Annotated in this window: 25 protein-coding genes; 14 read left to right on the forward strand and 11 right to left on the reverse strand. The window is 72.9% G+C overall.

Annotation, left to right across the window (positions count from 1 at the left end):
• Positions 1-11: 11 nt before the first annotated feature.
• The 6 genes from AB0D67_RS07915 to AB0D67_RS07940 all read right to left on the reverse strand — a co-directional run bounded on the left by AB0D67_RS07915 (position 12) and on the right by AB0D67_RS07940 (position 6941).
• A complete protein-coding gene (locus AB0D67_RS07915; protein WP_362931137.1) occupies positions 12-806 on the reverse strand; it encodes an SDR family oxidoreductase in 795 nt (264 codons plus the stop codon).
• Positions 806-1993: a 2-dehydropantoate 2-reductase gene (locus AB0D67_RS07920; protein WP_362931139.1), complete on the reverse strand. Its 1188-nt coding sequence runs from the start codon at positions 1991-1993 to the stop codon at positions 806-808. The genes AB0D67_RS07915 and AB0D67_RS07920 overlap by 1 nt, the downstream gene beginning before the upstream one ends.
• Complete coding sequence (locus AB0D67_RS07925) at positions 1990-3261, reverse strand: amidohydrolase (RefSeq protein ID WP_362931141.1); 1272 nt, start codon at positions 3259-3261, stop codon at positions 1990-1992. Before AB0D67_RS07925 ends, AB0D67_RS07920 begins: the two co-directional genes overlap by 4 nt.
• Positions 3258-4445 carry an amidohydrolase gene (locus AB0D67_RS07930; protein WP_362931143.1) on the reverse strand — a complete coding sequence of 396 codons (1188 nt, stop codon included), beginning with the start codon at positions 4443-4445 and terminating at the stop codon, positions 3258-3260. Before AB0D67_RS07930 ends, AB0D67_RS07925 begins: the two co-directional genes overlap by 4 nt.
• A gap of 136 nt (positions 4446-4581) precedes the next feature.
• A complete protein-coding gene (locus AB0D67_RS07935; RefSeq protein ID WP_362931145.1) occupies positions 4582-5634 on the reverse strand; it encodes a membrane dipeptidase in 1053 nt (350 codons plus the stop codon).
• Positions 5631-6941, reverse strand: coding sequence for an MFS transporter (locus AB0D67_RS07940; RefSeq protein ID WP_362931147.1), 1311 nt, complete (start codon positions 6939-6941; stop codon positions 5631-5633). The genes AB0D67_RS07935 and AB0D67_RS07940 overlap by 4 nt, the downstream gene beginning before the upstream one ends.
• Positions 6942-7080: 139 nt before the next feature.
• On the opposite strand from AB0D67_RS07940, the gene AB0D67_RS07945 reads away from it, so the two are divergent.
• Together AB0D67_RS07945 and AB0D67_RS07950 are read left to right on the forward strand one after the other, a co-directional pair.
• A complete protein-coding gene (locus AB0D67_RS07945; protein ID WP_362931149.1) occupies positions 7081-8079 on the forward strand; it encodes an Lrp/AsnC family transcriptional regulator in 999 nt (332 codons plus the stop codon).
• A 127-nt stretch (positions 8080-8206) separates the two neighbouring features.
• On the forward strand, positions 8207-9355 hold the full coding sequence (locus AB0D67_RS07950; RefSeq protein WP_362931151.1) for a hypothetical protein: 1149 nt from the start codon (positions 8207-8209) through the stop codon (positions 9353-9355).
• Positions 9356-9542: 187 nt separating this feature from the next.
• Here AB0D67_RS07950 and AB0D67_RS07955 read toward each other — a convergent pair whose 3' ends face one another.
• Both AB0D67_RS07955 and mca read right to left on the reverse strand, forming a co-directional pair.
• Positions 9543-9725: a hypothetical protein gene (locus tag AB0D67_RS07955; protein WP_362931153.1), complete on the reverse strand. Its 183-nt coding sequence runs from the start codon at positions 9723-9725 to the stop codon at positions 9543-9545.
• A 34-nt stretch (positions 9726-9759) separates the two neighbouring features.
• Positions 9760-10650 (reverse strand): mycothiol conjugate amidase Mca, encoded by an 891-nt coding sequence (gene mca, locus AB0D67_RS07960; RefSeq protein WP_362931155.1) that lies wholly within the window; start codon positions 10648-10650, stop codon positions 9760-9762.
• A 243-nt stretch (positions 10651-10893) separates the two neighbouring features.
• On the opposite strand from mca, the gene AB0D67_RS07965 reads away from it, so the two are divergent.
• The 11 genes from AB0D67_RS07965 to AB0D67_RS08015 all read left to right on the forward strand — a co-directional run bounded on the left by AB0D67_RS07965 (position 10894) and on the right by AB0D67_RS08015 (position 21738).
• Positions 10894-11322 (forward strand): DUF4307 domain-containing protein, encoded by a 429-nt coding sequence (locus AB0D67_RS07965; RefSeq protein ID WP_362931157.1) that lies wholly within the window; start codon positions 10894-10896, stop codon positions 11320-11322.
• A gap of 126 nt (positions 11323-11448) precedes the next feature.
• Positions 11449-11949: a transcription elongation factor GreA gene (gene greA / locus AB0D67_RS07970; RefSeq protein WP_362931159.1), complete on the forward strand. Its 501-nt coding sequence runs from the start codon at positions 11449-11451 to the stop codon at positions 11947-11949.
• Positions 11950-12189: 240 nt separating this feature from the next.
• A complete protein-coding gene (locus tag AB0D67_RS07975; protein WP_362931161.1) occupies positions 12190-13482 on the forward strand; it encodes a C40 family peptidase in 1293 nt (430 codons plus the stop codon).
• A gap of 214 nt (positions 13483-13696) precedes the next feature.
• Positions 13697-14224 carry a hypothetical protein gene (locus tag AB0D67_RS07980; RefSeq protein ID WP_362931163.1) on the forward strand — a complete coding sequence of 176 codons (528 nt, stop codon included), beginning with the start codon at positions 13697-13699 and terminating at the stop codon, positions 14222-14224.
• 290 nt (positions 14225-14514) lie between these two features.
• Positions 14515-16317, forward strand: a complete 1803-nt coding sequence (locus AB0D67_RS07985; protein ID WP_362931165.1) for a phosphoenolpyruvate carboxykinase (GTP) — start codon at positions 14515-14517, stop codon at positions 16315-16317.
• A 132-nt stretch (positions 16318-16449) separates the two neighbouring features.
• Complete coding sequence (locus tag AB0D67_RS07990; protein WP_362931167.1) at positions 16450-17469, forward strand: TIGR04222 domain-containing membrane protein; 1020 nt, start codon at positions 16450-16452, stop codon at positions 17467-17469.
• Positions 17462-18313, forward strand: a complete 852-nt coding sequence (locus tag AB0D67_RS07995; RefSeq protein WP_362931169.1) for a DUF692 domain-containing protein — start codon at positions 17462-17464, stop codon at positions 18311-18313. Before AB0D67_RS07990 ends, AB0D67_RS07995 begins: the two co-directional genes overlap by 8 nt.
• Before the next feature lie 76 nt (positions 18314-18389).
• Entirely contained in the window at positions 18390-18782 is a 393-nt protein-coding gene (locus tag AB0D67_RS08000) for a hypothetical protein (RefSeq protein WP_362931171.1), read from the forward strand.
• 1 nt (position 18783) lies between these two features.
• On the forward strand, positions 18784-19317 hold the full coding sequence (locus tag AB0D67_RS08005; RefSeq protein WP_362931173.1) for a hypothetical protein: 534 nt from the start codon (positions 18784-18786) through the stop codon (positions 19315-19317).
• Between the two features lie 82 nt (positions 19318-19399).
• Positions 19400-20167: an isoprenyl transferase gene (locus tag AB0D67_RS08010; RefSeq protein ID WP_362931175.1), complete on the forward strand. Its 768-nt coding sequence runs from the start codon at positions 19400-19402 to the stop codon at positions 20165-20167.
• Between the two features lie 242 nt (positions 20168-20409).
• Positions 20410-21738 carry a PhoH family protein gene (locus AB0D67_RS08015; RefSeq protein WP_362931177.1) on the forward strand — a complete coding sequence of 443 codons (1329 nt, stop codon included), beginning with the start codon at positions 20410-20412 and terminating at the stop codon, positions 21736-21738.
• Between the two features lie 70 nt (positions 21739-21808).
• Here AB0D67_RS08015 and AB0D67_RS08020 read toward each other — a convergent pair whose 3' ends face one another.
• From AB0D67_RS08020 to AB0D67_RS08030, 3 genes are read right to left on the reverse strand one after another with little or no spacing between them, the layout of a single operon-like run.
• The gene (locus tag AB0D67_RS08020; protein WP_362931179.1) at positions 21809-22462 is read right to left on the reverse strand and encodes a hypothetical protein; all 654 of its coding nucleotides are present in this window, start codon (positions 22460-22462) and stop codon (positions 21809-21811) included.
• Positions 22459-23862 carry a HAMP domain-containing sensor histidine kinase gene (locus AB0D67_RS08025; RefSeq protein ID WP_362931181.1) on the reverse strand — a complete coding sequence of 468 codons (1404 nt, stop codon included), beginning with the start codon at positions 23860-23862 and terminating at the stop codon, positions 22459-22461. Before AB0D67_RS08025 ends, AB0D67_RS08020 begins: the two co-directional genes overlap by 4 nt.
• Positions 23859-24533, reverse strand: coding sequence for a response regulator transcription factor (locus tag AB0D67_RS08030; RefSeq protein WP_362931183.1), 675 nt, complete (start codon positions 24531-24533; stop codon positions 23859-23861). The genes AB0D67_RS08025 and AB0D67_RS08030 overlap by 4 nt, the downstream gene beginning before the upstream one ends.
• A gap of 297 nt (positions 24534-24830) precedes the next feature.
• Here AB0D67_RS08030 and AB0D67_RS08035 point away from each other — a divergent pair, with 297 nt between their 5' ends.
• On the forward strand, positions 24831-25619 hold the full coding sequence (locus tag AB0D67_RS08035; RefSeq protein ID WP_362931185.1) for a lytic transglycosylase domain-containing protein: 789 nt from the start codon (positions 24831-24833) through the stop codon (positions 25617-25619).
• Positions 25620-25641 lie beyond the last annotated feature (22 nt).

Below are 25641 nucleotides of genomic sequence, written 5' to 3' on the forward strand. Positions count from 1 at the left end.
CCGGGGGCGGGTCAGCGGGGTGACTGGGCCGAGGTGGGTTCCGTCCAGTGCACCGGAAGCGCGGGGTTGCCCGCCGACGAGCCGCCGTCCACCCGCAGCACCGCGCCGGTGGTCCAGGCGGCCTCGGGTGAGGCGAGGAAGAACACCGCGGCGGCCACGTCGGCCGGCTGCCCGACCCGGCCGAGCGGGTTGCCGGAGACCGCCGCCGCGTACTCCTCGGTGATCGGGTTGACCTCCTGGCTGCTGCCGGCCACGAACCCGGGCGACACGGCGTTCACCCGGATCCCCGCGGCGCCCAGCTCGACCGCGCAGGAGCGGGTGAGCATCTCCAGCGCCGCCTTGGACGTCGAGTAGTGCGCCGCGCCCGGCCTGGCCCGGATCGCCGCGCCCGAGGCCAGGTTCACCACGCTCGCCGGGCGGCCCTCGGCCACGGCCAGCCGGGCCAGCGCCACCGTGGTCAGCATGGGGGCCCGGGTGTTGACGCCCAGCACGTGGTCCCACATCGGCGCGGTCATCTCCAGCAGCGGGGTCGCGGGCCAGATGCCCGCCGCGTTCACCAGCACGTCCACCGGGCCGGACCTCCGCCACGCCCGGTCGACGACCTCCCCCGCGCCGGGGTCGCCCAGGTCCGCCGTGACGGCGTCCGTGGCGACGCCGTACGCCGACGCGATCGCGTCGAGCCGCTCGCGCAGCGGCTCCTCCCGGGCGTCCACCCCGGTGATCCGGTCGCCCGCCGCGGCGAACCGTTCGGCGATGGCGCCGCCGAGGCCGCCCGCGACTCCGGTGATCAGTACGTGACGTGACATCAGGTGTTCCTCTCCTCGTCGTGAAGCGCCTCGGGGTCCCCGCCGGGGGCCTCGTCGTGAACCGTTCCCGGTGTCCCGTCGCGAACCGTGTCCGGTGCCTCGCCGTGAACCGTTCCCGGTGTCCCGCTGCGAACCGCGCCGGGGCTCCCGCCGTACGCCGTGCCGGTGTTCCCGCCGAGGACCGCGCGTTCGAGCTCGGCCGGGTTGTCCCGGGACATCGGCCGCCGTCCGGCCTCCAGCTCGCCGATCAGCCGGAGCACGGCCTCGACCCCGGGGCACCGGAGGCCGTGGCCTTCCGCGAGGCGCAGTACGGGGCCGTACTGGGCCGGGACCTCCGTGGGGCGGCGCCGGACCGCCAGGTCCCGCCAGATGCCGGTCCTGGTCTTCGGCTGCGTGCGCAGCCAGGCGCAGAACCCGGTCAGGGCGGTGCTCGTGAGGTCCGGCGGCGCGTCCTCGGCGAACGCGTCCGCCCGCCAGGCGTCGAACGACTCCGGCGTGACCCCCTGCGCGGCGGCGACGGCGTAGACCTCCCGGGCCAGCGCGACGGTGAGCCCGGGATGCCGCTCGATGGTGTCGGCGACCGGGTCGTCGCTGGTGGCGCTGGCCGCGGCGACCGCGCCGTATGCGAGCTTGGACCACAGGAAACCGGCGACGTTCCCGTTCGCCGTCGCCGGGCCCCACGCCTGAAGGTCCGCGACGATCCTCCGCACCCGGGGGCCGGCCGTGCCGTCGAGCTCGCCGACCACCAGCGCGCCGGGTCCGCCGTCGGCGATCACCCCCGGTTCGACCAGGTCGGCGAACAGGTTCACGAAGGCGGAGACGGTCCGCCGGGCTCCCACGGCCGCGGCGATCTCCGGTTCGCACAGGCCGTTCTGCAGGCTCACCACGAACCCGTCCTCGGCCAGCCTGGGGGCGATCCACCGCGCGGCCGTCGCGGTGGCGTTCGCCTTCACCGCGAGCAGCACGTCGCGCAGCGGTTCCGTCACCTCGCCGGGGGTGCGGGCCTCGATCCGCACGCTCCGCTCGGTGCCGTCGGCGCGGCGGATGGTCAGGCCCCGCTCGCGCACCGCCGCCACCTGCGCGGCGTCGGAGTCGACGATGAGCACCCGGTGGCCGGCCCCGGCCAGATGGAAGGCGATCGTGCCGCCGATGGCGCCGCCGCCGACGACGGTGTAGTTCCCGCTCACCACTGTCCTCCTCGTACGGCTCGCTCCAGCCAGGCCACCGCCACCGGCAGCACCTCCTCGTCCACGTCGAATCCGGGGGAGTGGGGAGGGCCGGGGCCGTCCGACCCGACGACGGCGTAGCCCGCCACGCCCCCCGCCTCCTGCACGGCCCGCATCAGCAGGCTCGCGTCGTCGCTCGCGCCGAGCGGATGGGTGGCGCGCACCTCGGCCAGTCCCTCGGCGGCGGAGGTCAGCGCCGCCGCGACCGCGGGGTCGGTCGTGGCCGCGGTGGCGTGCCCGGTGCGGGTCAGTTCGACGCCGACCTCGTGCATCGCCGCGGCGGCGCGCACGACGACCTCGGCGCGCCGTGCCAGCTCGTCCGCCACGCCGGCCGTGTCCGCGCGCGTCTCGTACGCCAGCTCCGCCTCTCCGGCGATCACGTTGGCCGCGACCCCGCCCTGCAGCCGCCCGACGTTGATCCGTGTGGTCGCCCCGGCGAAGCGGGGCAGCGCGTGCAGGTTCAGCGTGGCCGTCGCGGCGGCGAGGAGCGCGTTGCGCCCCTGTTCGGGCGCCTTGGCGGCGTGCGCCTCGCGGCCGGTGAACCTGGCCAGGTGCTTGGACGTGGCGATCAGCTCGGTGGCCGCCGGGGCGAGCCGCCCGCTGGGCAGGCCGAACCCGAGGTGGATCGCGAGCAGCACGTCCACGTCCGCGCAGACGCCCGCCGCCACCAGGGGCTGCGCGCCGCGCACCCCCTCCTCGGCGGGCTGGAACAGCAGCCGCACGGTGCCGGGGAAGTCGCGCGTGGACAGGGCCGCGGCCAGGGCGAGGCCGATCGCGACGTGCCCGTCGTGGCCGCAGGCGTGCATCACGCCCGGGTGCCGGGAGGCGAAGCCCCGCCGGAGCGGCGGGTGGGCGTCGTCGGCCGTTTCGGTGATGGGCAGCGCGTCCATGTCGAAGCGCAGCGCGACCGTCGGTCCGGGCCGGTCGCCGCGCAGGGTGGCGACCACGGCGGTGCGGCCGCCGGAGAACCGGGTCACCAGGTCCTCCGGCACGCCCTCGGCCGCCGCACGGTCGGCCGCGTGCTCCAGCACGGCCACCTCGGGCAGGCCGGGCAGTCCGGCCGCGTCGAACACCTCCCGCCCGGAGCGGACGCTCCAGCCGAGGTCGCGCAGCGCGGTGTCCACCCTGGCGGCGGTGCGGATCTCGGTGAAGCCGAGCTCGGGGTGGGCGTGCAGGTCACGGCGTACGGCGACCACGTCGGTCACGTCGCGGGGCCACGGGGACGTCATGACGGCAGGTCCGGCCCGCTGACGGCGAACTCCGCCCGCGCGGCGTCGAACAGCTCGGGGTCGGCGAGCAGGTCGGCTCCGGCGCAGGCCAGCGCGGTGGCCATCCGCAGCATGGCCTGCTGCGCCCGGGGCAGGGCGACCGCCTCGGCCATGGCCGCGGAGTGGGTCGGCGTGCCGGTGTCCATCACCTGCAGGTAGGGGTGGACGGTCGGCAGCACCAGGCTGACGTTGCCGATGTCGGAGGAGCCGGTGCCGCCGCGCAGCACCGGCTGCTCGACGGTGACGCCCTGGCGGCGCAGGTGCCCGGCGACCAGGCCGGCGATCAGGTGGTTGTTCTTGCGTTCGGCGTAGCCGAGTCCCCCGCTGATCCGGACCGTCGTCCCGGTGGCGGTGGCGGCGGCGGTGGCGACCGCCTCGACCCGGCCGGCGATGTCGTCCACGACGTCGCCGGTGAGCGCCCTGACCATGAACTCGGCGCGGGTGTAGGCGGGCACCACGTTGGGCGCGTCGCCGCCGTGCGTGATGATCCCGTGCAGGCGGCTGGTCTCCGGCACGAACTGGCGCAGCGAGTCCACCCCGGTGAAGAACTGGATCATCGCGGCCAGCGCGCTGCGCCCGTCCTGGGCGCTGGCGGCCGCGTGCGCGGCCACGCCGTGGAACTCCAGCACGAGCTGGCGGGTGGCGGTGGCGTGCCGGATCGGCATCGTCGTGTCGCCGGGATGGAACATCAGGGCGGCGTCCACGCCGTCGAACACGCCGGCCTCCAGCAGCAGCACCTTGCCGCCCGCGCCCTCCTCGCCCGGCGTGCCGACGCAGGTCACCGTGCCGGGCAGCTCCGGCGCGGCGCGGCGCAACGCGATCGCCGCGCCGGCCCCGCCGGCCGCGATCAGGTTGTGCCCGCATCCGTGCCCGATGCCGGGCAGCGCGTCGTACTCGCAGAGGAAGGCGAGCACCGGCGACCCGGCGCCCGCGGTGCCGCGGAACGCGGTGGGCAGGCCGCCCACCCCCTCCTCCACCGCGAAGTCCGCACGCAGCAGGTCGGTCAGCCGCCCGGCCGCGTACTTCTCGTTCATCGCCAGCTCGGGGTGGGCGTGCAGGTCCAGGCTCAGGCCGATCAGGTCGTCCGACAGCCCGCGGATCTCTTCCTCGATCCGCTCGTGGATCTCGGCGGCGGCGCCGCTCACAGGGATCTCCTTCGTCGTGGGGTGGGTCGGCCGTACGGCGGGCCGGCCGCCGTACGGGTCGCGCGGGGAGAGCCGGCCGTACGGCGGGCCGTCGCCGTACGGGGCGCGCCGGCCGTGGGGCCGGGTGTGCGGCGGGTCAGCGCGGCACCGCGTCGAGCACGCGGCGGGCGTTGCCGCCGAGGACCTTGGCGATGTCGGCGTCGGTCCAGCCGCGCCGTACCAGCCAGCCGGCGGCGTTGCGCGGCGCCTCCGCGGGGTTCTCCATGCCGGAGACGTACCCGGGCAGCGCGAGCCCCTCGTGGCCGGGCACCGGCTGCGGTGCCCATCCGGCGGCCGCGTACAGGCCGGTGTGGTCGCCGAAGAAGGTGTCGGGGCCGAGACCGACGTGGTCGACGCCGACGAGCTCCGCGATGTACTCGACGTGGGCCATCACCGCGTCCAGGTCGTGCTCGGGGTTGCCCTCCACCCTGGTGGAGCCCGGCGCGGCCTCCACGCCGATCACCCCCGAGGCGCCGGCGACCGCGCGCAGCACGTCGTCGGGTTTCATCCGCGGGCTGGGCCACAGGGCCCGCGCGCCGGCGTGGCTGATCACCACCGGCGCCTCGCTGATCGCGGCGGTCTCGATGGCGGTGCGGTCGCCGGTGTGGGACAGGTCGACCAGCATGCCGAGCCGGTTCATCTCGGCCACCGCCCGCCGGCCGAGCGGGGTGAGGCCCCCGTCGACCGGCTGCCCGAGCCCGCCCCCGAGGGGGTTGCCCGCGTTGTAGGCGAGGCCGGCGGAGCGGATCCCGGCGTCGTACAGGTCCGCGATGCCGTCCAGGTCGGCGCCGATGCTGCCCAGGTCCTCCAGGGCCGGCAGGATCACGGGCCCGGAGGCGACGGCGGCGAGGGCGTCGCGCATCCGGCGGGCCCAGCGCAGCAGCCGGTCCTGGTCGGGTTCGGCCAGCGAGCTGGCCAGCACCACGTCCAGCCCGGAACGTTCCAGGCCGGCGTGTCCCAGGTGCTCGGTCCCGCTCTCGCCGTACTCCGCCCAGCTCTCCGGGGTGAGGGGGTCGGGCAGCCGGACCGGGTGGTCGTGCAGCGACACCACCGTCCCGGACATCAGGCGGTCCACCCGCTCGCGCTGCCGGTCGTCGAGGTCCAGCGGGTACGGCGGCAGCCGGTCCACGTCCGCGGCGAGGGGGATCACGCGCGCATCTCCACGTCGTGCGTGTCCACGCCCTTGGTCTCCCGCATGAAGTAGAAGAACACCCCCGTGACCAGCGCGCAGACGCTGACGTAGAGCGGTACGGCCCAGAGGTTGCCGCGGGCGCCGAAGAACTGCATCACGCTGGGCGCGGTGCCGCCGAAGATCGCGTTCGAGATGGCGTACGGCAGGGCGATGCCGATGGTGCGGACCTGCGGCGGGAACAGCTCGGCGAAGACCGTCGCGAGGTTGGAGTGGTTGAGCGACAGGAACGCCATGCCGACCAGCGACACGATCAGCACGCTGCCGAAGCTCGGGCCCAGCATGGACAGCAGGGGGAACGGCAGGATCACGAACGCCGCCGCGTAGACCAGCATCGTCGGCCGGCGTCCGAACCGGTCGGACAGCAGCGCCGCGAACGGCAGGATCACGACGAAGAAGGCGAGTGCGAGGGTGTTGGCCAGCTGCGCGTCCGCCTTGTCGGCGTTCTGGGTGAGCACCGCGTAGGTGGGCAGGTAGGTCAGCCACATGTAAGTGATCACCGAGCCGGCGATGGAGATGCCGAACACGAACCACGCGCCGCGCCGGTGACCCGCGGCCATGGCGCCCAGCGGGCGCTGCTCCCGCTTCCCGCTCTGCTCCAGCAGGCGGAACGCCTCCGGCTCGGCGAGGCGTCGCCGGATGTACATGCCGACCAGGCCGATCACCGCGCCGAGGGCGAACGGGACCCGCCAGCCCCAGGAGGACATGGCGGCGTCGTCGAGGACCCGGGTGAGCACGGTGGCGCTCAGCGACGCGCACAGGATGCCCAGCACCACCGAGACCTGCTGGAAGGATCCGGCGAAGGCGCGGCGTCCCGGCTTGGCCCACTCGACGAGGAACGAGGCCGACGTGCCGAACTCGCCGCCGGTGGAGAACCCCTGCAGCAGCCGGCCGATGATGAGGATCGCCGGGGCGAGCCAGCCGACCGCGTCGTAGGTGGGGGCCAGGGCGATGAGCAGGCTGCCCCCGGCCATCAGCAGGATGGTGAGGGTCATGCCGTGCCGGCGCCCGTGCCGGTCCGCGTAGACGCCGAGCACGGTCGCGCCGACCGGCCGCATGAAGAAGCTGATCGCGAACACCAGCAGCGTCGACAGGGTGGCGGTGGTGCCGCCGCCGGGGAAGAACTGGTCGGCGAAGTACACGGCGAAGAACCCGTACACCGACCAGTCGAACCACTCGACGAAGTTGCCGATGGTGCCGCCGATCAGCGCGTTCGCGGTGCCACCCGCGGTCCGGGCCCCGGGGGCGGCCGTGGTGGAGGAGGACATGTGCGACTCCACGGAAGAAATAGGGAGGGGGGTGATGATGCATCACATAGTGCGACTTGCATACGCTAAACAGCAATGTTGGTGATAAATCTGCATGGATGCGTCAATTTCTGCTTGCCAGGTGAAGGATGTCGCTCGCATGGATGAGGTCGACCTCCGCGTCATCGCCGCCCTGATCGCCGACCCGCGCGCGAGCTGGCCCGCGGTCGCCAGGGCGGTGAACGTCTCCGAGGCCACGGTGTCCCGGCGCGCGGCCAGGATCCTCTCCTCGGGGCTGGTCCACGTCGCGGCGACCCTCGACGTGCTGGCCACCGGCCGCGGCGTGCCCGTGTTCGTACGGGTGCGGTGCGAGCCGCGCAGGACGGTGTCGGTCGCCAACGCGCTCACCGGCTGGCCGAGCGTGCGGTTCGTCTCCCTGGTCTCCGGGGCGGCCGACTGCCTGGTCGAACTGGTGGCCGCCGACCGCAGCGACCTGCTCGACCTCACCCTGCTGCGGCTGCCGGAACTGGACGGGGTCGTCGGCAGCAGCTCCGAGATCGTGCTGCGCCGCTTCACCACCGGGGTGGGCTGGGATCCGGGACTGCTGGACCCCGCGGCGGTGACGGCCCTGCGCGCGGGCCGGCTCGACCGCTGGGACAGGGCGCACCCCACCGAACTCGTGCCGCCGCTGTCCGACGTGGACGAGCTGCTGGTCGCGGCCCTCGCCGAGGACGGCCGGATGCGCTGGCGGGACCTCGCGGCCCGCGTGGGGACCATGGAGAGCACCGCGCGCCGGCGGGTGGAGAACCTGTGCAGGTCCGGCGCGCTGAGGCTGCGCACGATCGTCGAGCCGGAGACGCTGGGGCTGCCGGTGACGGCGTTCCTGTGGCTGCGGGTCGACCCGCACCGGGTCGACGCGGTGGCCGGGGAGCTGGCACGGCATCCGGCGGTGCTGCTCCTGTGCGCGACGGCCGGCGAGCACACCATCTGCGGGGAGGTGGCGGTGGCGGAGTACTCGGACCTGCACGGTTTCCTCACCGGGACCCTCGGCGCGATCCCCGGGATCCGCGACGTGGACGTGACGATGGGCCTGCAGACCCTGAAACGCGCCTCCATCGTCAGCCCGTGGTTCCCCCAGCCGCCCCCCTCGCCGTTCTGATCACCCCTGACGCTCTCCGCCGGGAGCGCGGGGGTGCGGGGGCGCCGTACGGCTCGGCGGGGCGGCGCGCCGCCGGGAGCGGGGGATAGGTGTGTTCGGGCGGGTTCGGGGCGTAGGCTCGTTGAGCGTGGATCTCGACTTCGTCCGCGTGCACGCCGCAAGGCCGGTCGCGGAGCTGACCCGGCGTGATGTGGTGCGCGCGTTGCTCGCCGTGCCGTCCGGCGTGGCACTGGTGGCCCTTCCCGACCTGCGCCGGGCGATGGAGCGGGCCGGGAACCCGCTGACCCCGCCCTTCTGGGAGTCCGCCAGGACGGCGCTGGGGGCGATCGAGTCGGGCGCCGCGACCGTGGGCGACGTGCAGCGCTGGCTGGAGTCCACCGGCACCGAGCCGCTGCTGCTGACCCGGAGCATGTTCGTCTGGCCCGAGGAGGACGAGCGCGGGCCGGTCGCCGAGGAGATGTTCCACCGGCTGGTCGCCCACCTGGAGCGGCGGGTCGCCGCGGGCGAGGTCGATCCGGACGCCCTCGCGCTGGGCGACGAGTCGGCCAGGGCCTCCTACGAGGAGATCCAGGAGCGCTGGCTCGGCGCCCCGCTGCCCGACGGGCGGGTGCCCAGGGACGCGGTGAGCGACGAGCAGGACGAGGAGCTGTCGGCCGCCTGGCACGAGGAGGAGGCGTTCGCCCTCGGCGAGCTGCGGCGCATCATGGCCGATCTGCCCGAGGCCGACCGGCCCGGAGAGGCGCTGCGGGCGGCGAGCACCCGGCTGCGCGAGCTGATGACGGCCCCCGGCTACCCGGGCAACGTGCTGCGCGCCTGCGCCGGCTACGAGGGCGGCCCGCTGCCGGCCGACGACGAGGAGCTGTGGCTCACGGTCGCGGCGGGGATAGCCGGGCCGATCTCCGACCTGCCGGAGGAGGGCGACACGGCCGACGCGTTCGCCGACCTGGAGGGCGAGCTGAACTCCGAGGACTCCGTGCTGGCGGCGCTGTGCGCGATCGACCACGCCGACTGGCTGGCGGTGGTGGCCGCGCTGGCCAGGCGCGGCCCAGGAGTGCTGGCCTCACCGGAGCGGATCGCCCGGCTCATCGCGGAGTCGGAGGACATCGACGTCCGGATGGACGAGCCGGAGGACCTGGAGTCGGCGGAAGCGTTGTTCGGGTCGGTCACGCCGCTGTGGGCCTGCCTCGGGATCGTCGACCGGAGCGAGGTGCTCACCCCGCTGGGCCACTGGGGCCTGCCCAGGGCCCTGGACCGGGCCTGGTCGCAGGCCGGCTGAGCAGCCGTACGGCCGGAGCCGCGGCGGGCCCGGTCACGGCGGGCCGAGCCGTACGGCCGGGCGCGCGGGCCGGGTGGCGGTGTACGGCGGCCCGGCCGCGAGCGGCGCGGAGACGCCGGCCCCACCGGCGCGGGAACGCCGGCCCCGCCCCCGGGGCACGGCCGGCGGGACCCCGCGGCGGATGCGATCAGGCGTTTCCGCCGGGCTTGCGGGTATCCCGCTCGGCGGGAAGGTCGATCTTGGAGATCTGCTTCCGCATCGACTTGACGAGCAGGAAAAGCGCGAAGCCGATGGCGGCGACGACGAGGAAGCCCAGCACACCCGGGCTGACGTCGCCTTGGGCGGCGGCGGCGAACACGATGGAAGTCACCTCTCAAGTCTGCCACCGCCCCCCGGCGGTCCCGTCAGTGGCGGGCGGGGGAGGTCTCCTCGGCCAGGACACCGGTGAACAGGTCGTCCTCGGGAAGCTCGGTGTCCACCAGGGATCGCGCCAGGTGGTAGTCCTCGGTCGGCCAGACCTCGATCTGCACGTCGCGCGGGCAGACGAACCAGAACCCGTCGGGGTCGACCTGGGTGGCGTGCGCGATCAGCGCCTGGTCGCGGACCTCGAAGTAGTCCCCGCAGGGGACCCGGGTGGTGACCGGCCACCTGTCCTTCTGCGGGCGGTCCTCCCAGCGGGCGATCCAGTCGCTGTAGGGGGAGCCGAGGCCGCGGGAGACCATCGCCTCGTGCAGGGCCTCGAACCGCTCCCGGGTGAAACCCATGTGGTAGTAGAGCTTCAGGGGCTGCCAGGGCTCGCCGGCGTCCGGGTAGCGGTCGGGGTCGCCGGCCGCCTCGAACGCCTCCACCGAGACCTTGTTGGTCATGATGTGGTCGGGGTGGGGGTAGCCGCCGTCGTCGTCGTAGGTGAGGATCACGTGCGGCCGGAAGTCGCGCACGGCCGCGACCAGCGGCGCCGCGGCGGTCTCCAGCGGCTGGAGGGCGAAGCAGCCCTCGGGCAGCGGCTCGTTCTCGTCCTCGGGCAGGCCCGAGTCGACGAAGCCCAGGAACCGCTGCCCCACGCCCAGGATCTCGCGGGCGCGCTCCATCTCCAGGCGGCGGACCTCGCCGATGTTCTCGAGGATGTCGGGACGGTCCATCTTGGGATTGAGGATGGAACCGCGCTCTCCGCCCGTGAGGGTGCAGACCAGCACCTCCACGCCCTCGGCGACGTAACGTGCCATCGTGGCGGCGCCCTTGCTCGACTCGTCGTCGGGGTGCGCGTGAACGGCCATAAGCCTCAGCGGTGCACTCACGGGGCTCGCTGTCTCCTCTTTGTCTGTCACGCTCATCTGTCTGTCACGCTCGGATCTCCGTCTGCCCCGCCGCGGTCCGGGGGACCGGCCGCCCGCCCGAGCCCTGGAGCGCCGTGCCGTTCCACGGCCCGGCCTGAGGCACTCTAGAGAGAGGTTAGTTTCTCGTGGGCGGTCGCGGGGGCGACGCCCCCGCGGGGGACAATTGTCTCGGACAACACCGCGGTAGTGCTTGGAGATTCCGTCATGGCCATCAGTGAGGCCGAGCAGGGCCGGGAGCCCCGGCCCGTGCTCGGCAGTCCCGGCGACTTCCCGGAGCGGGAGCGCCGCCGGGGCAACTTCGTCGTGCACGTGGTGATCGCCATCCTGTGCGCGGTGTGCGCCGCCGGGTGGGGTTACGTCATGTGGGCGTCGAAGGGCAGCACCGACGTCATCGACGAGGTCATCGCATTCGACGCCAACCGCAGCGATTCCCTGCAGATCACCTTCGAGGTGGTCAAGCCGTCCGACCGCGCCGCCGTCTGCCGGCTGCGGGCCGTGGACGTCAACCACGTCGAAGTGGGCAGCCGTGAGATCGATATTCCTGCTGGTAAGGGATATATCCGCCTCACCGAGCGGTTGCAGACCAGTGCCCAGGCGACTTCCGGCTCGGTCCAATACTGTCATCTCGTATAGTGAGATATTTGGGGAAGCGTTCGAGCCGTTAACTTGTTAGCCTGTCGAGATTCGACCGTGCGCCACCCAGCGTACGAATGCCTGTCCGAGTACGAAGCCCCCTTCAAGAGGATGCAAGGAGAACCCGTGGCCGACTCCCACAACGAGAGCGTCACCTGGCTCACTCAGGAGGCGTACGACCGCCTGAAGGCAGAGCTGGAATACCTCTCGGGGCCCGGGCGCGTCGACATCGCCAAGAAGATCGAGGCGGCCCGCGAAGAGGGTGACCTGAAGGAGAACGGCGGCTACCACGCCGCCAAGGACGAGCAGGGCAAGATGGAGGCCCGGATCTTCCATCTCCGCCAGATCGTCGACAACGCCAAGGTGGGTGAGGCGCCCCGCACCGAGGGCGTCGTGGGCCCCGGCATGACCGTCACCGTCCGTTTCGAGGGCGATGACGAGGAGGTCACGTTCCTGCTGGCCTCCCGTGAGGAGAGCGGCGCCCCGATCGACGTCTACTCGCCGAAGTCGCCCCTCGGCTCGGCGATCAACGGCAAGAAGGTGGGCGAGAAGGCCACCTACACGATGCCGAACGGCCGCTCCAACTCGGTGGAGATCCTCGACGCCGTGCCGTACGTCGGCAGCTGACCCGCCGGCCCGTGACCTTCCGGGCCGAGATGTTCCCAGCCGGCGGATCCGCCGGGACACCGTCCCGGCGGATCTCCGTGTGCGGGGGCTTCGCGCCGCGTAGGTCCGCGCACCGCGGGGGAGAGCGCCGTCCCGGTCGCGCGGCGATAAGTCGTTAGAGAACTTTTAGCGGCTTTCCGTGCGTCATCGCCTGATTTCCGGCACTCTTGGTCTGGCACCGGGTTGAGGGAAGGAGACGACGTGTTCGAGGGGCGGACGCGCGTCTCCCAGCTGATCCACGAGGCTCGGCAGGACCTCGCCTACGCGCCGCGCATCCGGCGCGCCGAGCCCGGCATCCCGCGGCGCCGGCGCCTGTTCCCCGTCGTCCTGCTCCTCCTCGTCACCGCCCTGGCGGCCGGGACGCTGGTCGTCGTCACCCTGCCCGAGCGGGTCCCCGAGACCACGGTCGCCCTGCGCAGGCCGGTCACCACGGAGACCGTCCGGGCCGCCGCCACGCCGGCTCCCGCGGCCACGGGGAACGCGTCCCCCCGGGTGGCGCCGCTCACCTCGATCCACAAGCCCAGCATGTTCGTCGTCGCGAACCGGGCGCTGAGCTCGGCCGTGGTCGCGAAGGTCGCCCAGATCCCCGGGGTGCGGGCGGTGGAGCGCGCCGACGCCGCCGAGGTGGGCATGGACGGCAAGCGCGTGCAGACCCTGGGGGTCGATCCCTCGACGTTCCGCGCCTACACTCCCAAGCCGACCGCCCGCTCCGACCGGCTCTGGCACAACGTCGCCACCGGCGAGATGGCCGTCTCCTTCGTCCTGGGCAACGACGGCGGCATGCCGCTGGGCAAGGTCGTGAACGCGGCCGGGCGCAACCTGCGGGTGGGCGCCTACGCGACGATGGGCATGGGCGCAATCGACGCGGTCGTCTCCCGGGACACCGCGCGGGCGCTGGGTGTCCCGGAGAACAACGCGCTGGTGGTGAGCGCGCCCAGGGCCGGCGCCGCCAGGCTGCGCGCCGCCCTGCTGCGGGTCCTGCCCAAGGGCAGCCAGGTCGCCGCGATCGACCCGGTGCTGCGGGCGCCCGTGCAGCAGCCCGGGAAGGAGTCCGGGAAGCAGCCCGGGCGCACGGTCTGGCCGGCGGGCTCCTTCATGACCGCGGGCCAGATCAGGGTGGCCCTCACCGCGGCCGCCGGCAAGCTCGGCCGGCCGTACGTGTGGGGGGCCGAGGGACCCGACACCTTCGACTGCTCGGGCCTGGTGCAGTGGGCCTTCGCCCAGGCGGGCGTGAGGATGCCCCGGGTGACGCACCAGCAGTTCGCCGCCGGCCCGCAGGTCCCGCTCTCCCAGGCCCAGCCCGGCGACCTGCTGTTCTGGCGGTCCGACCCCACCAACCCCGGGTACGTATCGCACGTGGCGATCTACTGGGGCGACGGCAAGATGCTCCAGGCGCCGCGGACCGGTGACGTGGTCAAGTTCAGCCCGATCAGCACCCGCAACCTCGCCGGGGTCGTCCGGGTCAGCCCTGTCGCCGCGGCCCGCGTCCGCTGACCCGCGGGGTCCTCCCCCTCACCACCCCCGCGTACGGTGCGGACCGTGCCCCGTACGGCCCCGGTCGGCCCCGTACGGTCTCGGCCGGCCACGCGACGCGCTCGCCTCCCCGGACGTCCCGCCCGGACGGCCGCATGGCCTGCCCGTGCCCGTTTCCCGCGTACGGCGAATCCGCCTCTGTTCCCAACGTCTTTAGCGTTGTAATGTCGATTACATGGATATCGAGGAAGCAACGCAGAAGCTGCGCGGCTGGTTCTCCGGGCGGCTGCCCGAGGACTGGTTCGAGGGACAGCCCGAGATCGTCCTGGACCGCGAGGAGATCACGGTGATCGGCCGGCTCCCCGCACCCTCCTTCGCCGACGACGTCTCGGAGGTGGAGCGCGCCGCCGCACTGGAGGGCGGCATGCAGCGGTTCCGCGAGGAGACCCGGGAGCGGCGCATCGAGATCGCCCTGGAGGCGGAGCGCCGCTTCCGCCGCAAGGTCTCCTGGGGGATCGAGGTGGGCGACGAGACAGTGATGTTCACCACACTGTCGGTCCCCGTCATGACGCGGCTGAGGCAGCCGGAGCGCCGGGTGCTGGACACCCTCGTGGCCGCCGGGGTGGCCCGCAGCCGCAGTGACGCGCTGGCCTGGTGCGTCCGTCTGGTCGGCAGGAACACCGACTCCTGGCTGGCGGATCTACGGGACGCGCTGCGGCACGTGGACCAGGTCCGGGCCGCCGGGCCCGACCTGGATTCGTGAGCCTGGTCAGGGAAAACGGCCGTGAATTGGTCTGAACCTGTTCATTGATTGGTTTAGACCTTTCTCAGTGGCCTATACCACTGCGGTAAGCGTCTTTTTTAGGCTCGCTTCTTTTGGGTAGGTCGTCTCAATCACATGCCCCCTGCCAGCTCATACGTCCGGGGAGCCGGGCGGGTGAGGGGCCAGGGCGACCGCCGGCCGCGTCAATTCACTGGTCTACGCCAATTGGATCGGACGCGGTTTCCTGGTCAATGATGTTTTGGCCCTGAGAAGCGTAAGGAGCCGTAGCAGTGTCCGTTATCGAGGACGTAACCGCCCCCAGCCCGACCAGCCACGCCGGACTGGCCGCCTGGGTCGCCGAGATCGCCCAGCTGACGCAGCCCGACCGGATCGAGTGGTGCGACGGCTCGGAAGCCGAGTGGACGCGCCTCACGAACCTCCTGGTCGAACAGGGCACGTTCAAGCGCCTGGCCAAGCGGCAGAACAGCTTCTACGCCGCCTCCGACCCCAGCGACGTCGCCCGCGTGGAGGACCGGACCTACATCTGCTCCGAGCGCGAGGAGGACGCCGGGCCGACCAACAACTGGATCGCCCCGGACGAGATGCGCAGGACCTTCGGGGAGCTCTTCTCCGGATGCATGCGCGGCCGCACCATGTACGTCGTGCCGTTCTGCATGGGCCCGCTCGGCGGCGAGATCTCGCAGCTCGGCGTCGAGATCACCGACTCGCCGTACGTCGCCGTGTCGATGCGGGTCATGACCCGCATGGGCGAGGCCGCGCTGCGGCTCATCGAGGAGCGCGGCGACTTCGTCAAGGCCGTCCACTCGGTCGGCGCCCCGCTCGGACCCGGCCAGGCGGACGTGCCGTGGCCGTGCAACTCCACCAAGTACATCAGCCACTTCCCCGAGACCCGTGAGATCTGGTCCTACGGCTCGGGCTACGGCGGCAACGCGCTGCTCGGCAAGAAGTGCTACGCGCTGCGCATCGCCAGCACGATGGCCCGCGACGAGGGCTGGCTGGCCGAGCACATGCTCATCCTCAAGCTGACCCCGCCGGAGGGCGAGACCCGCTACGTCGCGGCCGCGTTCCCGAGCGCGTGCGGCAAGACCAACCTGGCCATGCTCCAGCCGACCATCCCCGGCTGGAAGGTCGAGACGATCGGCGACGACATCGCCTGGATGCGGTTCGGCGACGACGGCCGCCTGTACGCCATCAACCCCGAAGCGGGCTTCTTCGGCGTGGCGCCCGGCACCGGCGAGTCCACCAACGCCAACGCGATCAGGACGCTCTGGGGCAACAGCGTCTTCACGAACGTCGCCCTCACCGACGACGGCGACGTGTGGTGGGAGGGGCTCACCGACGAACCCCCGGCGCACCTGACGGACTGGAAGGGCCGCGACTGGACCCCGGACAGCGAGGAGCCGGCCGCGCACCCGAACGCCCGGTTCACCGTGCCCGCCGGCCAGTGCCCGACCATCGCCCCCGAGTGGCAGGACCCCAAGGGCGTGCCGATCTCGGCGATCCTGTTCGGCGGGCGCCGCGCCACCGCGGTGCCGCTGGTCACCGAGTCGCTGAGCTGGCAGCACGGCGTCTTCACCGGGGCCAACATCGCCTCCGAGAAGACCGCCGCGGCCGAGGGCAAGGTCGGCGAGCTGCGCCGCGACCCGTTCGCGATGCTGCCGTTCTGCGGTTACAACATGGGCGACTACTTCGGCCACTGGATCAACGTCGGCCGTCGGGAGGGCGTCCGGCTTCCGAAGATCTACTACGTCAACTGGTTCCGCAAGAACGACGAGGGCGAGTTCGTCTGGCCCGGCTTCGGGGAGAACATCCGCGTCCTGAAGTGGATCGTCGACCGGATCAACGGCAGGGCCGAGGCGGTGGAGACCCCGATCGGCCTGCTGCCCGCCGAGCTCGACACCGACGGCCTCGGCCTCTCCGCCGAGGACCTGCGGACCCTGCTGAGCGTCGACACCGAGGTCTGGAAGGAGGAGGCCGCGCTGATCCCGGCCTTCTTCGAGACCTTCGGCGACCACCTCCCCAAGGAGCTCTGGGACGAGTACAACGCCCTGGTCGAGCGCCTGGGCGGGTAGGGCCGGCCGCCGCACCCCGGAGCGATCCGGGATGCGGTGGAAAAACGGCCTCCGCGGCGAACTTCCGTGATGCCCCGATCGTCTACATGACGGCGGGGCATCCGCATCTCCTCCACCCCCAGGAGGCCGGACATGGCAGCAACACTGCTCGTCGTCGCACTGATCCTCCTCGCCGCCGTGGGCTTCACCGCGTCGGCCCTGTCCAGGGAGCATCGCCGGGTCCGCTCGGCCTCATCCGTCACCCTCACCGGCTCACCCGGGCACTACGAGCTGGCCTACCTGGCCGGTGGGCCGTTGCGGGCGGTCAACACCGCCCTGGCCGTGCTCGCCAGGGGCGGCGGCGTCCGCGTGTCCCGGGGCGGCCAGGTCAGCCTGGTCACCGGGGCCCCGCCGTCCCCCGATCCGATCGAGCGGGCCGTCCTCGAGGCGCTCCGCGTCCGGGGCGGGTCCTGCCAGGCCGGGCAGCTGCGTCACGCCGTCGCCGAGGACCAGGCCATGAACGACCTGCGCGACGGCCTGACGCGGGCGGGTCTTCTCATTCCCGACGGCGCGGTCGCCCCGGCCAGGAGGCTGCTCAACGTCCTGCTGGTCCTCACCGTCATCGCCGTCGCCTTCGAGGTCCTCGCCTTCGGCCCCCTCGTCTTCGAGTTCCTCACCGTCATGTTCATCAGGGGCGGGGGAGGGCTCGCCGTGGTGACGCTGCTGGCCGGCGCCCTCGCCGCGGTCGTCGGCCTGACGACCTACCGGCGACGGAGGCGTGAGCTGCGCGGCATGCTGACCGACGCCGGGCGCGAGGTCCTCGCCGACGCCGGCAGAACCCATGTGCGGGGCGTCCCCCGTGCCGCGGGCCTGCCCCTGTACGCCGCGGTCGGCGTCCCGGTCGCCCTGTACGGCCTCGCCGAGGCCGGCGACCCCGCCATCACCGAGGAACTGGCGCACCGGCACGCGCACGGCACCACGAGCTGCGCCTCCGGCTCCTGCGGGGGCTCCTCCGGCTCCTCGGGCGACGGCGGCTCCTTCGGCGGGGGCGGCGACTTCGGCTCGGGCGGCTGGGGCGACTCCGGCGGCTCCGACGGCGGCGGGTCGAGCTGCGGCGGTGGGTCGAGCTGCGGTGGCGGTGGCTGCGGCGGAGGGGGGTGCGGCGGTGGCTGAGCGGCACGCCGGGACGGTGCGGGGAGGCGACATGACGGGGACCGGGCGGCTGGGGGTCGGCATCGGGTGGCGGCCGGAGATCGACCTGACCGTGGAGCGCCTGCCGGACGTGGACTTCGTGGAGGTCGTCGCGGAGAACATCCGCCCCGGCGACCTTCCCGAGTCGCTGCGGGTGCTGCGCGGCCGGGGCCTGCCGGTGATCCCGCACGGCGTCGGGCTGGGACTGGGCGGCGCCGAACCGCCGGACCCGGACCGCCTGGCGCACCTGGCGGACTGCGCGCGGGCCCTGGACGCCCCGCTGGTCAGCGAGCACCTGGCCTTCGTCCGCGCGGGCGGCATGGAGGCGGGCCACCTGCTGCCGGTCCCGCGCACCCGCGCCGCGCTGGCGGTGGTCGCCGACAACGTACGGCGGGCGCAGGCGGCCCTGCCCGTCCCGCTGGCCCTGGAGAACGTGGCCGCCCTGTTCGGCTGGCCGGACGACGAGATGACCGAGGCGGAGTTCCTGGGCGAACTGGTGGAGAGGACCGGGGTCGGGCTGCTGGTCGACGTGGCCAACCTCTACACCAACCAGGTCAACCTGGGCCTGCCGGCCGTCGGCGCGCTGGACGCCCTGCCGCTGTCCGAGCTGGCCTACGTGCACGTAGCCGGGGGGCACCTCCACAACGGCGTCTGGCACGACACCCACACCGCCCGCGTTCCCGGCGAGGTGCTGGACGTCCTGGCGGCGCTGCGCGCCCGGGTGGAACCGCCGGGCGTGCTGCTGGAATGGGACGGCGACTATCCCGGCGACGACGTGCTGGAGGCGGAGCTCGGCCGGATCCGCGAGGCGGTGACCCGTGCCTGACCCGGTGGGCCGCCCCGCCCTCTCACCCGTGCCCGATCCCGCCCTCCGGCCCGCACCCGGTTCCACGCCCCGTCCTGTGCCCGATCTCCGGGTCGAGCTGGCGCGGGCGCAGGCGGAGCTGCTGGCCGCCCTGGTGGCCGGGGGCGAGCCGCCCCGGGGGTTCGACGAGGGGCGGCTGCGGATCCAGGCCGCGAGCCTGGTCTCCAAGAGACGCGGGGTCGTGGCGCGGCTCCGGCCGGACCTCGTGGCGCTGCTCGGCGCCGGGTTCGCCGCCGAGTTCGACGCCTACGCCCGGGTCCGTCCCAAGCCGCCCGGCGGCTCCAGGGCCGACGCCCGGGACTTCGCCGAGCGGCTCAGGGCGGCCGGGCACCCGCTGCCCGAGCCGGAGCCGCCCGCGGGACTTCGCCGGTGGACCCGGTTCGCGCGGACGCCGCGGTTTGGCGGGACGGGGCGGGGATACCTACTCTGACGTGGGGGGACTGCGCTGTCTTGACGGGTCGTACCTGACCGTGACGCCCGTGGCGTGCCGGGACAGCGTCGGCTCGCCGTACGAGGTCACGCTCGAACTCCACCGCGACGGTGTGCTGTACGGCACCGTGGGGGAGCGCTGCGGGTGGCTGCTCGCCCGGCTGGCCCGGGAGGTCACCGAGGCCCGTGACGGTCACCAGGACCAGTGGCCCGACCCCGACGACCGCTTCCCCGGCCCTCCGGGGGAGGACGAACTGTTCGCGTTTCGTTACCGCACCAGGAACGGGATCGTCAGCGGCGGAGAACTCCGATGTCAGCTGCGCACCATCCCGGTCTGGACCCCGGGACGGCGGGGCGGGCCGGGGGAGTGGCGGCTGACGCGGAGGGCGTTCGTCGAGGCGTGGTGCGGTGGCGGGGTCGGCCTGCGCGCGGTCCTCACCTCCGCTGAGCTGGGGATCTTCATCGACGCGCTGGTCGCCGAGGCCGAGGAGTGCCTGGGCCGAGCAAGCCCGGCAACCCATCCGGGATCCCCATAGAGGGGGCAACGGGTCCCCGGGATGGTGATAATTGCCTGTCAGCGCCCTCTTCCCACCCCGGGCGTTGGAAGGAGGGGATTCCATGGATGTGCGCGATCTCGTCTACCGGCTGTACGAGCGGCGGCTGGAGGCGAAGCTGTCGCGGCAGCCGGAATCGGTCCCCCGGCACGTCGGCGTCATCGTCGACGGCAACCGGCGCTGGGCGCGGGCGATGGGCCTCGACGACGTCAGCCGCGGTCACCGCAAGGGCGCCGACAAGATCTCCGAGCTTCTGGGCTGGTGCCGGGAGGCCGGCGTCGAGGTCGTCACCGTGTGGCTGCTCTCCAGCGACAACCTCAACCGCTCCAAGGACGAGCTCGACCTCCTGGTGAGGATCATCGAGGACGTGGTCCAGGAGCTCGCGGCGGTCGGCTGGCGCGTCAACCCCATGGGAGCGCTCGATCTCCTGCCGGACCGTACGGCCCGCGTCCTGAAAGAGGCGAAAGAAGCGACATCCCATCGCCCCGGGCTGATTGTGAACGTTGCTGTTGGGTATGGAGGAAGGCGTGAGATCGCTGATGCGGTGCGCTCCCTCCTCCAGGAGCACGCCAGCAAGGGCGCGAGCATCGAGGACCTGGTCGAGGTCCTCGACGTCGAGCACATCGCGGAGCATCTCTACACGCGCGGCCAGCCCGACCCGGACCTCGTCATCCGGACCTCGGGAGAGCAGCGTCTCTCCGGATTCCTGCTCTGGCAGAGCGCCCACTCCGAGTTCTACTTCTGCGAGGCCTACTGGCCCGATTTCCGCAGAATCGACTTCCTGCGGGCGCTCCGCTCCTACGCCGCGCGGCATCGGCGGTACGGTTCCTGACCCCTGCAACGAATGCCCCCTTTTGGATAGGCATGCGGCATTGGAAGGCGGGTATTCAGGACGTACCGTAACAAGTGGGTGGCCACCGGCCGCCCACACCGGAGAGGGCCCGCCTTTGCGACAACGTTCCGCCAGGGAGGGCCGGGCACCGGCGTCCCTGGCGCGTCGCGCGGCGGGATCCGGTTCCGGTCCGCATCCCAGCTCATGGCAGGGCGCCCCCCAAGGCGCCCGGGGGAGAACGCGTGGCAAACCCTTCGTCCTCAGCCACGTCGCCGGACACCAACCGGCGTACGTACGTCCTGGACACCTCGGTCCTCCTGGCTGACCCGGCGGCGATGAGCCGCTTCGCCGAACACGAGGTGGTCCTCCCGATCGTCGTCATCACCGAGCTGGAGGCCAAGCGGCACCATCCGGAACTCGGTTACTTCGCGCGCAAGGCGCTGCGGTACCTCGACGACCTGCGGGTGACCCACGGGCGGCTGGACGAGCCCATCCCCGTCGGAGACGGCACCATCCGGGTCGAGCTCAACCACAGCGACCCCTCTATCCTTCCCGTCGGCTTCCGGCTCGGTGACAACGACACCCGCATCCTGACCGTGGCGCGCACCCTCGCGGCCGAGGGCCACGACGTGGTCCTCGTCTCCAAGGACCTGCCCATGCGGGTCAAGGCCGCCTCGATCGGGCTGGCGGCGGAGGAGTACCGCGCCGAGCTGGCCTTCGTGGAGTCCTCCGGCTGGACCGGCATGGCCGAGCTCCAGGTGGCCGACGACGACGTCCAGACGCTCTTCGAGAACGGCACCGCGGACGTGCCCGAGGCGCGTGACCTGCCTGCCCACACCGGCCTGCGGCTGCTGTCCAACCGGGGTTCGGCGCTGGGCCGGGTGATGCCCGACAAGTCGGTGCGGCTGGTGCGCGGCGACCGCGAGGTCTTCGGCCTGCACGGCCGTTCGGCCGAGCAGCGCATCGCGCTCGACATCCTGATGGATCCCGAGATCGGGATCGTCTCGATGGGCGGCCGGGCGGGCACCGGCAAGTCGGCCCTGGCCCTGTGCGCGGGCCTGGAGGCGGTCCTGGAGCGCCGCCAGCACCGCAAGGTGATCGTCTTCCGCCCGCTGTACGCGGTCGGCGGCCAGGAGCTGGGCTACCTCCCCGGCAGCGAGAACGACAAGATGAACCCCTGGGCGCAGGCCGTCTTCGACACCCTCGGCGCGATCACCACCCCCGAGGTGATCGAGGAGGTCATGGACCGCGGCATGCTTGAGGTGCTGCCCCTCACCCACATCCGCGGCCGCTCCCTGCACGACGCCTTCGTCATCGTCGACGAGGCCCAGTCGCTGGAGCGCGGGGTGCTGCTGACGGTGCTGAGCCGGATCGGCGCCAACTCCCGCGTCGTGCTCACCCACGACATCGCCCAGCGCGACAACCTCCGGGTGGGCCGGCACGACGGCGTGGTCGCGGTGGTGGAGAAGCTCAAGGGCCACCCGCTGTTCGCCCACGTCACGCTGACCCGCTCCGAGCGCTCGCCGATCGCCGCGCTGGTCACCGAGATGCTGGAGGACATCACCATGTGATCGTGTCCGTCCCCGGCGGGCGGCCGTGCCGCCGCCCGCCGGGGACGGTGCCCGGTCGAGGAGGGGCCGGTCACGGGGGCAGTCGCACGCCGTCGGCCGCGAGGTCGCGGAACTCGAAGCAGGTGTGCTCCCCCCACGACCTGGGCTCGCCGGGGAACAGCCGGGTGATCTCGACGCTCCAGATGCCCTCCTGCTTGTTCTGCCGGATCGTGCAGGTGATCTGGGCGATCCCCGCCCGGGAGAGCCTGCCCTCCCCCGACAGGATCACGTTCAGCCGGTATCCCGTGTCGTCGCCGAGGTCCTTGCGACGGCCCGCCTCGGCGTACCGGGTGGTCTCTGTGTCGTAGTGCCGGAACGCGTCGAGGTCGGTGGACAGCTCCGGCTCGGGCGGCTGCCTGCCGGCCCGGAACAGGGTGTCGACGATGTCGGAGGCGCTGTCGGAGCCCACGGGGATCCTGACGGGCTCCAGGCGGCCGTCGCGCAGCAGGTAGACGGTCACCCACGTGGGGCTGTAGCTGATCACCGGGGGTCGTCCGCGGTCCTGGACGCCGGTGGGGGCGATCCCGCACCCGCCGAGGGCGAGGACGGCCGCCAGGACGGCGGCGTGCCACCGCAGCGGGCGGCCGGGCCGTTCCGCGCCCCTCACCGGGCCGGGCCGTCCCGCGTGCCGTACGGCAGGCCGGTGCGGTGCCGCCTCCCGGGCGGCGCTGCGGCGCGCTCTCATCGCTCGGGCAGCCAGACCGTGAAGAGGACGCCGGGGTCCTGCGCCCGCGCCGAGACGGTGCCGCCGTGCAGCTCGGCGTTGGCGCGGGCGATGGACAGCCCGAGCCCGCTGCCGTCGCCGCCGCTCGCCTTGTAGAAGCGGTTGAACACGTGCGGCAGGTCGGAGGCCGGGATTCCCGGGCCGTGGTCGCGCACCTTCACCTCCAGTCCGCCGGGGGCGCGGCGGGCGGTCACCACGACGGGGGGCTCGCCGTGCCGCAGGGCGTTGCCCACCAGGTTCGCCACGATGACGTCGAGGCGCCGCGGGTCGGCGGAGAAGGCCAGCGCGCGGGGCACGTCCACCTCCACCCGGTCCGACCAGCCCCGCATCTCCAGGCAGTCGCCGATCACGTCGGCGACGTCCACGGCCTCGGCGTTCAGCGTCGCCGCGCCCGAGTCGAACCGGCTGGTCTCGATGAGCTGCTCCACCAGGGTCCGCAGCCGCCTGATCTCCCGCAGGACGAGCCGTACGGCCGCCGCGGGCTCGGCGGGCAGCCGCTCGGCCTCCTCGGAGAGCATGTCGGTCACCGCCGTCATCGCGGTCAGCGGGGTGCGCAGCTCATGGGAGACGTCGGCGACGAACCGGCGGGACATCGCCTCCAGCGAGCGCAGCTCGGAGACGCTGCGCTCCAGGGCGGCGGCGGTGTCGTTGAAGGTGGCGGTGAGCTGCGCCAGCTCGTCCTGGCCGTGCACCGGCAGGCGGGTGTTGAGCCGGCCGGCTCCCAGCGCCCGGGCCGCCGAGCCCAGCCGCCGGACCGGCAGCAGCACCCGCCTGGCCGACACCAGGGCGACGGCGAGCGCGACGACCAGCATGATGGCGCCGGCCGCGGCGAGCGGGCGGCGCAGGTCCTCCAGGAGGCGCTCCTCCTCGGTGAGGGGGACGAACGCGAAGACGCTCATCCCGGTGGGCCTGGCGATGCCGAGGGGCTCGATCCGCCACACGGGGGTGGCGATGAGCAGCCACATCCGTCCCCGGACGGTCCGGCGGGCGGTCATCATCTCGCGGGTGGACGCGGCGGCGAGGTCGGCCGGGACGTCGCCCATGCCGAAGTCGCCGTCGGGGTAGTCGTAGTTCTCGTAGCGGATCACCACCCGGCCGTCGCGGGCGCGCAGGCTCCGCTGCAGGGCGGCGATCTGCGTGTCGGCCGGCGGGCCGTCCCCCGGCCAGCGGGCGCCGACCGGCACCTTGATCCCTTCGACGATGTCGCGCACGTCGCCGACGGCGACCTGCTCGGTCCGGTCGATGACCCGGCGTTTGACGAGCTCGTAGCCGATCACCGCGACCAGCGCGGAGGCGGAGACGGCGATGAGGGTGAAGGCGATGACCAGGCGGCCCCGCAGACCGGTGTGCGGCGGCCTCACGGCGGGCTGAAACGGTAGCCGAACCCGCGGACGGTGTGGATGAACTCCGGCTCGGCGGGCACCTTCTCGATCTTGGCGCGGATCCGCTGGACGCAGGCGTCCACCAGGCGCGAGTCGGCGACGTGGGTGTGGTCCCAGATGGTCCGCAGGAGGTACCTGCGGTTGAGCACCTGGCCGGGGTGGCGGACCAGTTCGAGCAGGAGCCGCAGTTCGGTGGGGGTCAGGTGGATCTCCCGGCCGGCCAGCGACACCTTGAGCGCGCCCCGGTCCACGACCAGGTCGCCGAAGGTGACGCGGTCGGAGGCGGCCGACTCCACCCGGCGCAGCACGGCGCGGATCCGCGCGTCCAGCACGCGCGGCTCGACGGGTTTGACCACGTAGTCGTCGGCGCCGGCCTCCAGGCCCACGACCACGTCGAGGTCGTCCCCGCGGGCGGTGAGGAGGATGACGGGCAGCTGGTCCATCCGGCGGATGCGGCGGCAGACCTCGACCCCGTCGATGCCGGGGAGCATGACGTCGAGGACGGCGATCTCGGGGCGGCGCGACCTGATGTGGGCGAGGGCGTCCTCGCCGTTGTCGTAGGAGGTCACGGTATGCCCCTGCCGGCTCAGCGCCAGCTCCAGCCCCGTCCGGACCGAGGGGTCGTCTTCGACCAGAAGGATGCCCGCCACGTCGCAATTATTCGCCCAAATGCCAGCAGATCGACGCCTGTCATTGAACTGTGACAGGGGCGGGACGGGCCGGGCGGTACGGCGGGCCCCGCCGGGACCTCCCACTCCGGCGCGCGGTCCGGAGTCACCGCGAGCCGGGAAAATGTGACTGAAATCACACACAATAGTCAAATGGCGGGAAAGTCCATGTAATCAGCAGGTAAGCAGGGGGAACGCCCGCTGATCTCGCCGAGGAGGCAGACCAACTCCGCCGTTCAGGTTGCGGAGCACCCCCCCGCGCACGGCAAGCTCAAGGTCGTGAGCTCAGGACCGCCGCAGTTGAGGGAGCATCCGGCTCCGCGCCCCCGCCGTAGCGCCAGGAAACCCGCCAGACGGGACAAGGCGGCCTCCCAGGCCCCACAGACCCCGAAGGACCCGCGGACCGGGCGGGCCGGGAAGAAGAAGGGGTGGCTGACCCCGAAGCGCGCCGTCGTCCTCGCGACGGCGGCCGTCGTCGTCGTGGGCGGCGGAGGGTTCACCGCCTACACCGCGATCCAGAACGCCTCCGCCCCGAAGCAGGCGCCGCTCTCCCTGAACGAGATGTCGAAGATGTTCGGCGGCGGCGACCCGTTCGGACCCGACCCCGAGGGCGACGTCCTCAAGGCCCAGGCCGCCCAGGCGCTCAAGGCCGACCGGCTGGCCGCCCAGCGGGAGAAGGGCCGCAAGCTCAGCCCCATCAAGATCGTCAAAGAGGCGCCCGGCGGCAACGGCTTCGACCCCAAGCAACTCCCCTCCGGCTCGGCCAACCCGTCCGGCAACCGCGCGCTGGGCAAGCAGATGCTGGAGTCGCGCGGCTGGGGCGACCAGTGGGGCTGCCTGGAGAGGCTCTGGACCAAGGAGAGCGGCTGGAACGAGCGGGCGATGAACCGCTACAGCGGCGCCTACGGCATCCCGCAGTCCCTGCCCGGCAGCAAGATGGCCAGCGCCGGCGGCGACTGGCAGACCAACCCCGCCACCCAGATCGCGTGGGGCCTCGGCTACATCAAGGGCCGCTACGGGACGCCATGTGGTGCCTGGGCCCATTCCCAGGCCACGGGCTGGTATTGAGACACCAGGACTCGGCAAGTCT

It is taken from the genome of Streptosporangium sp. NPDC048047 (assembly GCF_040653115.1).
Lineage (GTDB): Bacteria > Actinomycetota > Actinomycetes > Streptosporangiales > Streptosporangiaceae > Streptosporangium.

Coding starts and splice junctions, on each gene's coding strand:
- AB0D67_RS07915 (WP_362931137.1), bottom strand. CDS start 806: ATGTCACGTCACGTACTGATCACCGGAGTCGCGGGCGGCCTCGGCGGC.
- AB0D67_RS07925 (WP_362931141.1), bottom strand. CDS start 3,261: ATGACGTCCCCGTGGCCCCGCGACGTGACCGACGTGGTCGCCGTACGC.
- AB0D67_RS07940 (WP_362931147.1), bottom strand. CDS start 6,941: ATGTCCTCCTCCACCACGGCCGCCCCCGGGGCCCGGACCGCGGGTGGC.
- AB0D67_RS07945 (WP_362931149.1), top strand. CDS start 7,081: ATGGATGAGGTCGACCTCCGCGTCATCGCCGCCCTGATCGCCGACCCG.
- AB0D67_RS07965 (WP_362931157.1), top strand. CDS start 10,894: ATGGCCATCAGTGAGGCCGAGCAGGGCCGGGAGCCCCGGCCCGTGCTC.
- AB0D67_RS07980 (WP_362931163.1), top strand. CDS start 13,697: ATGGATATCGAGGAAGCAACGCAGAAGCTGCGCGGCTGGTTCTCCGGG.
- AB0D67_RS07990 (WP_362931167.1), top strand. CDS start 16,450: ATGGCAGCAACACTGCTCGTCGTCGCACTGATCCTCCTCGCCGCCGTG.
- AB0D67_RS08010 (WP_362931175.1), top strand. CDS start 19,400: ATGGATGTGCGCGATCTCGTCTACCGGCTGTACGAGCGGCGGCTGGAG.
- AB0D67_RS08020 (WP_362931179.1), bottom strand. CDS start 22,462: ATGAGAGCGCGCCGCAGCGCCGCCCGGGAGGCGGCACCGCACCGGCCT.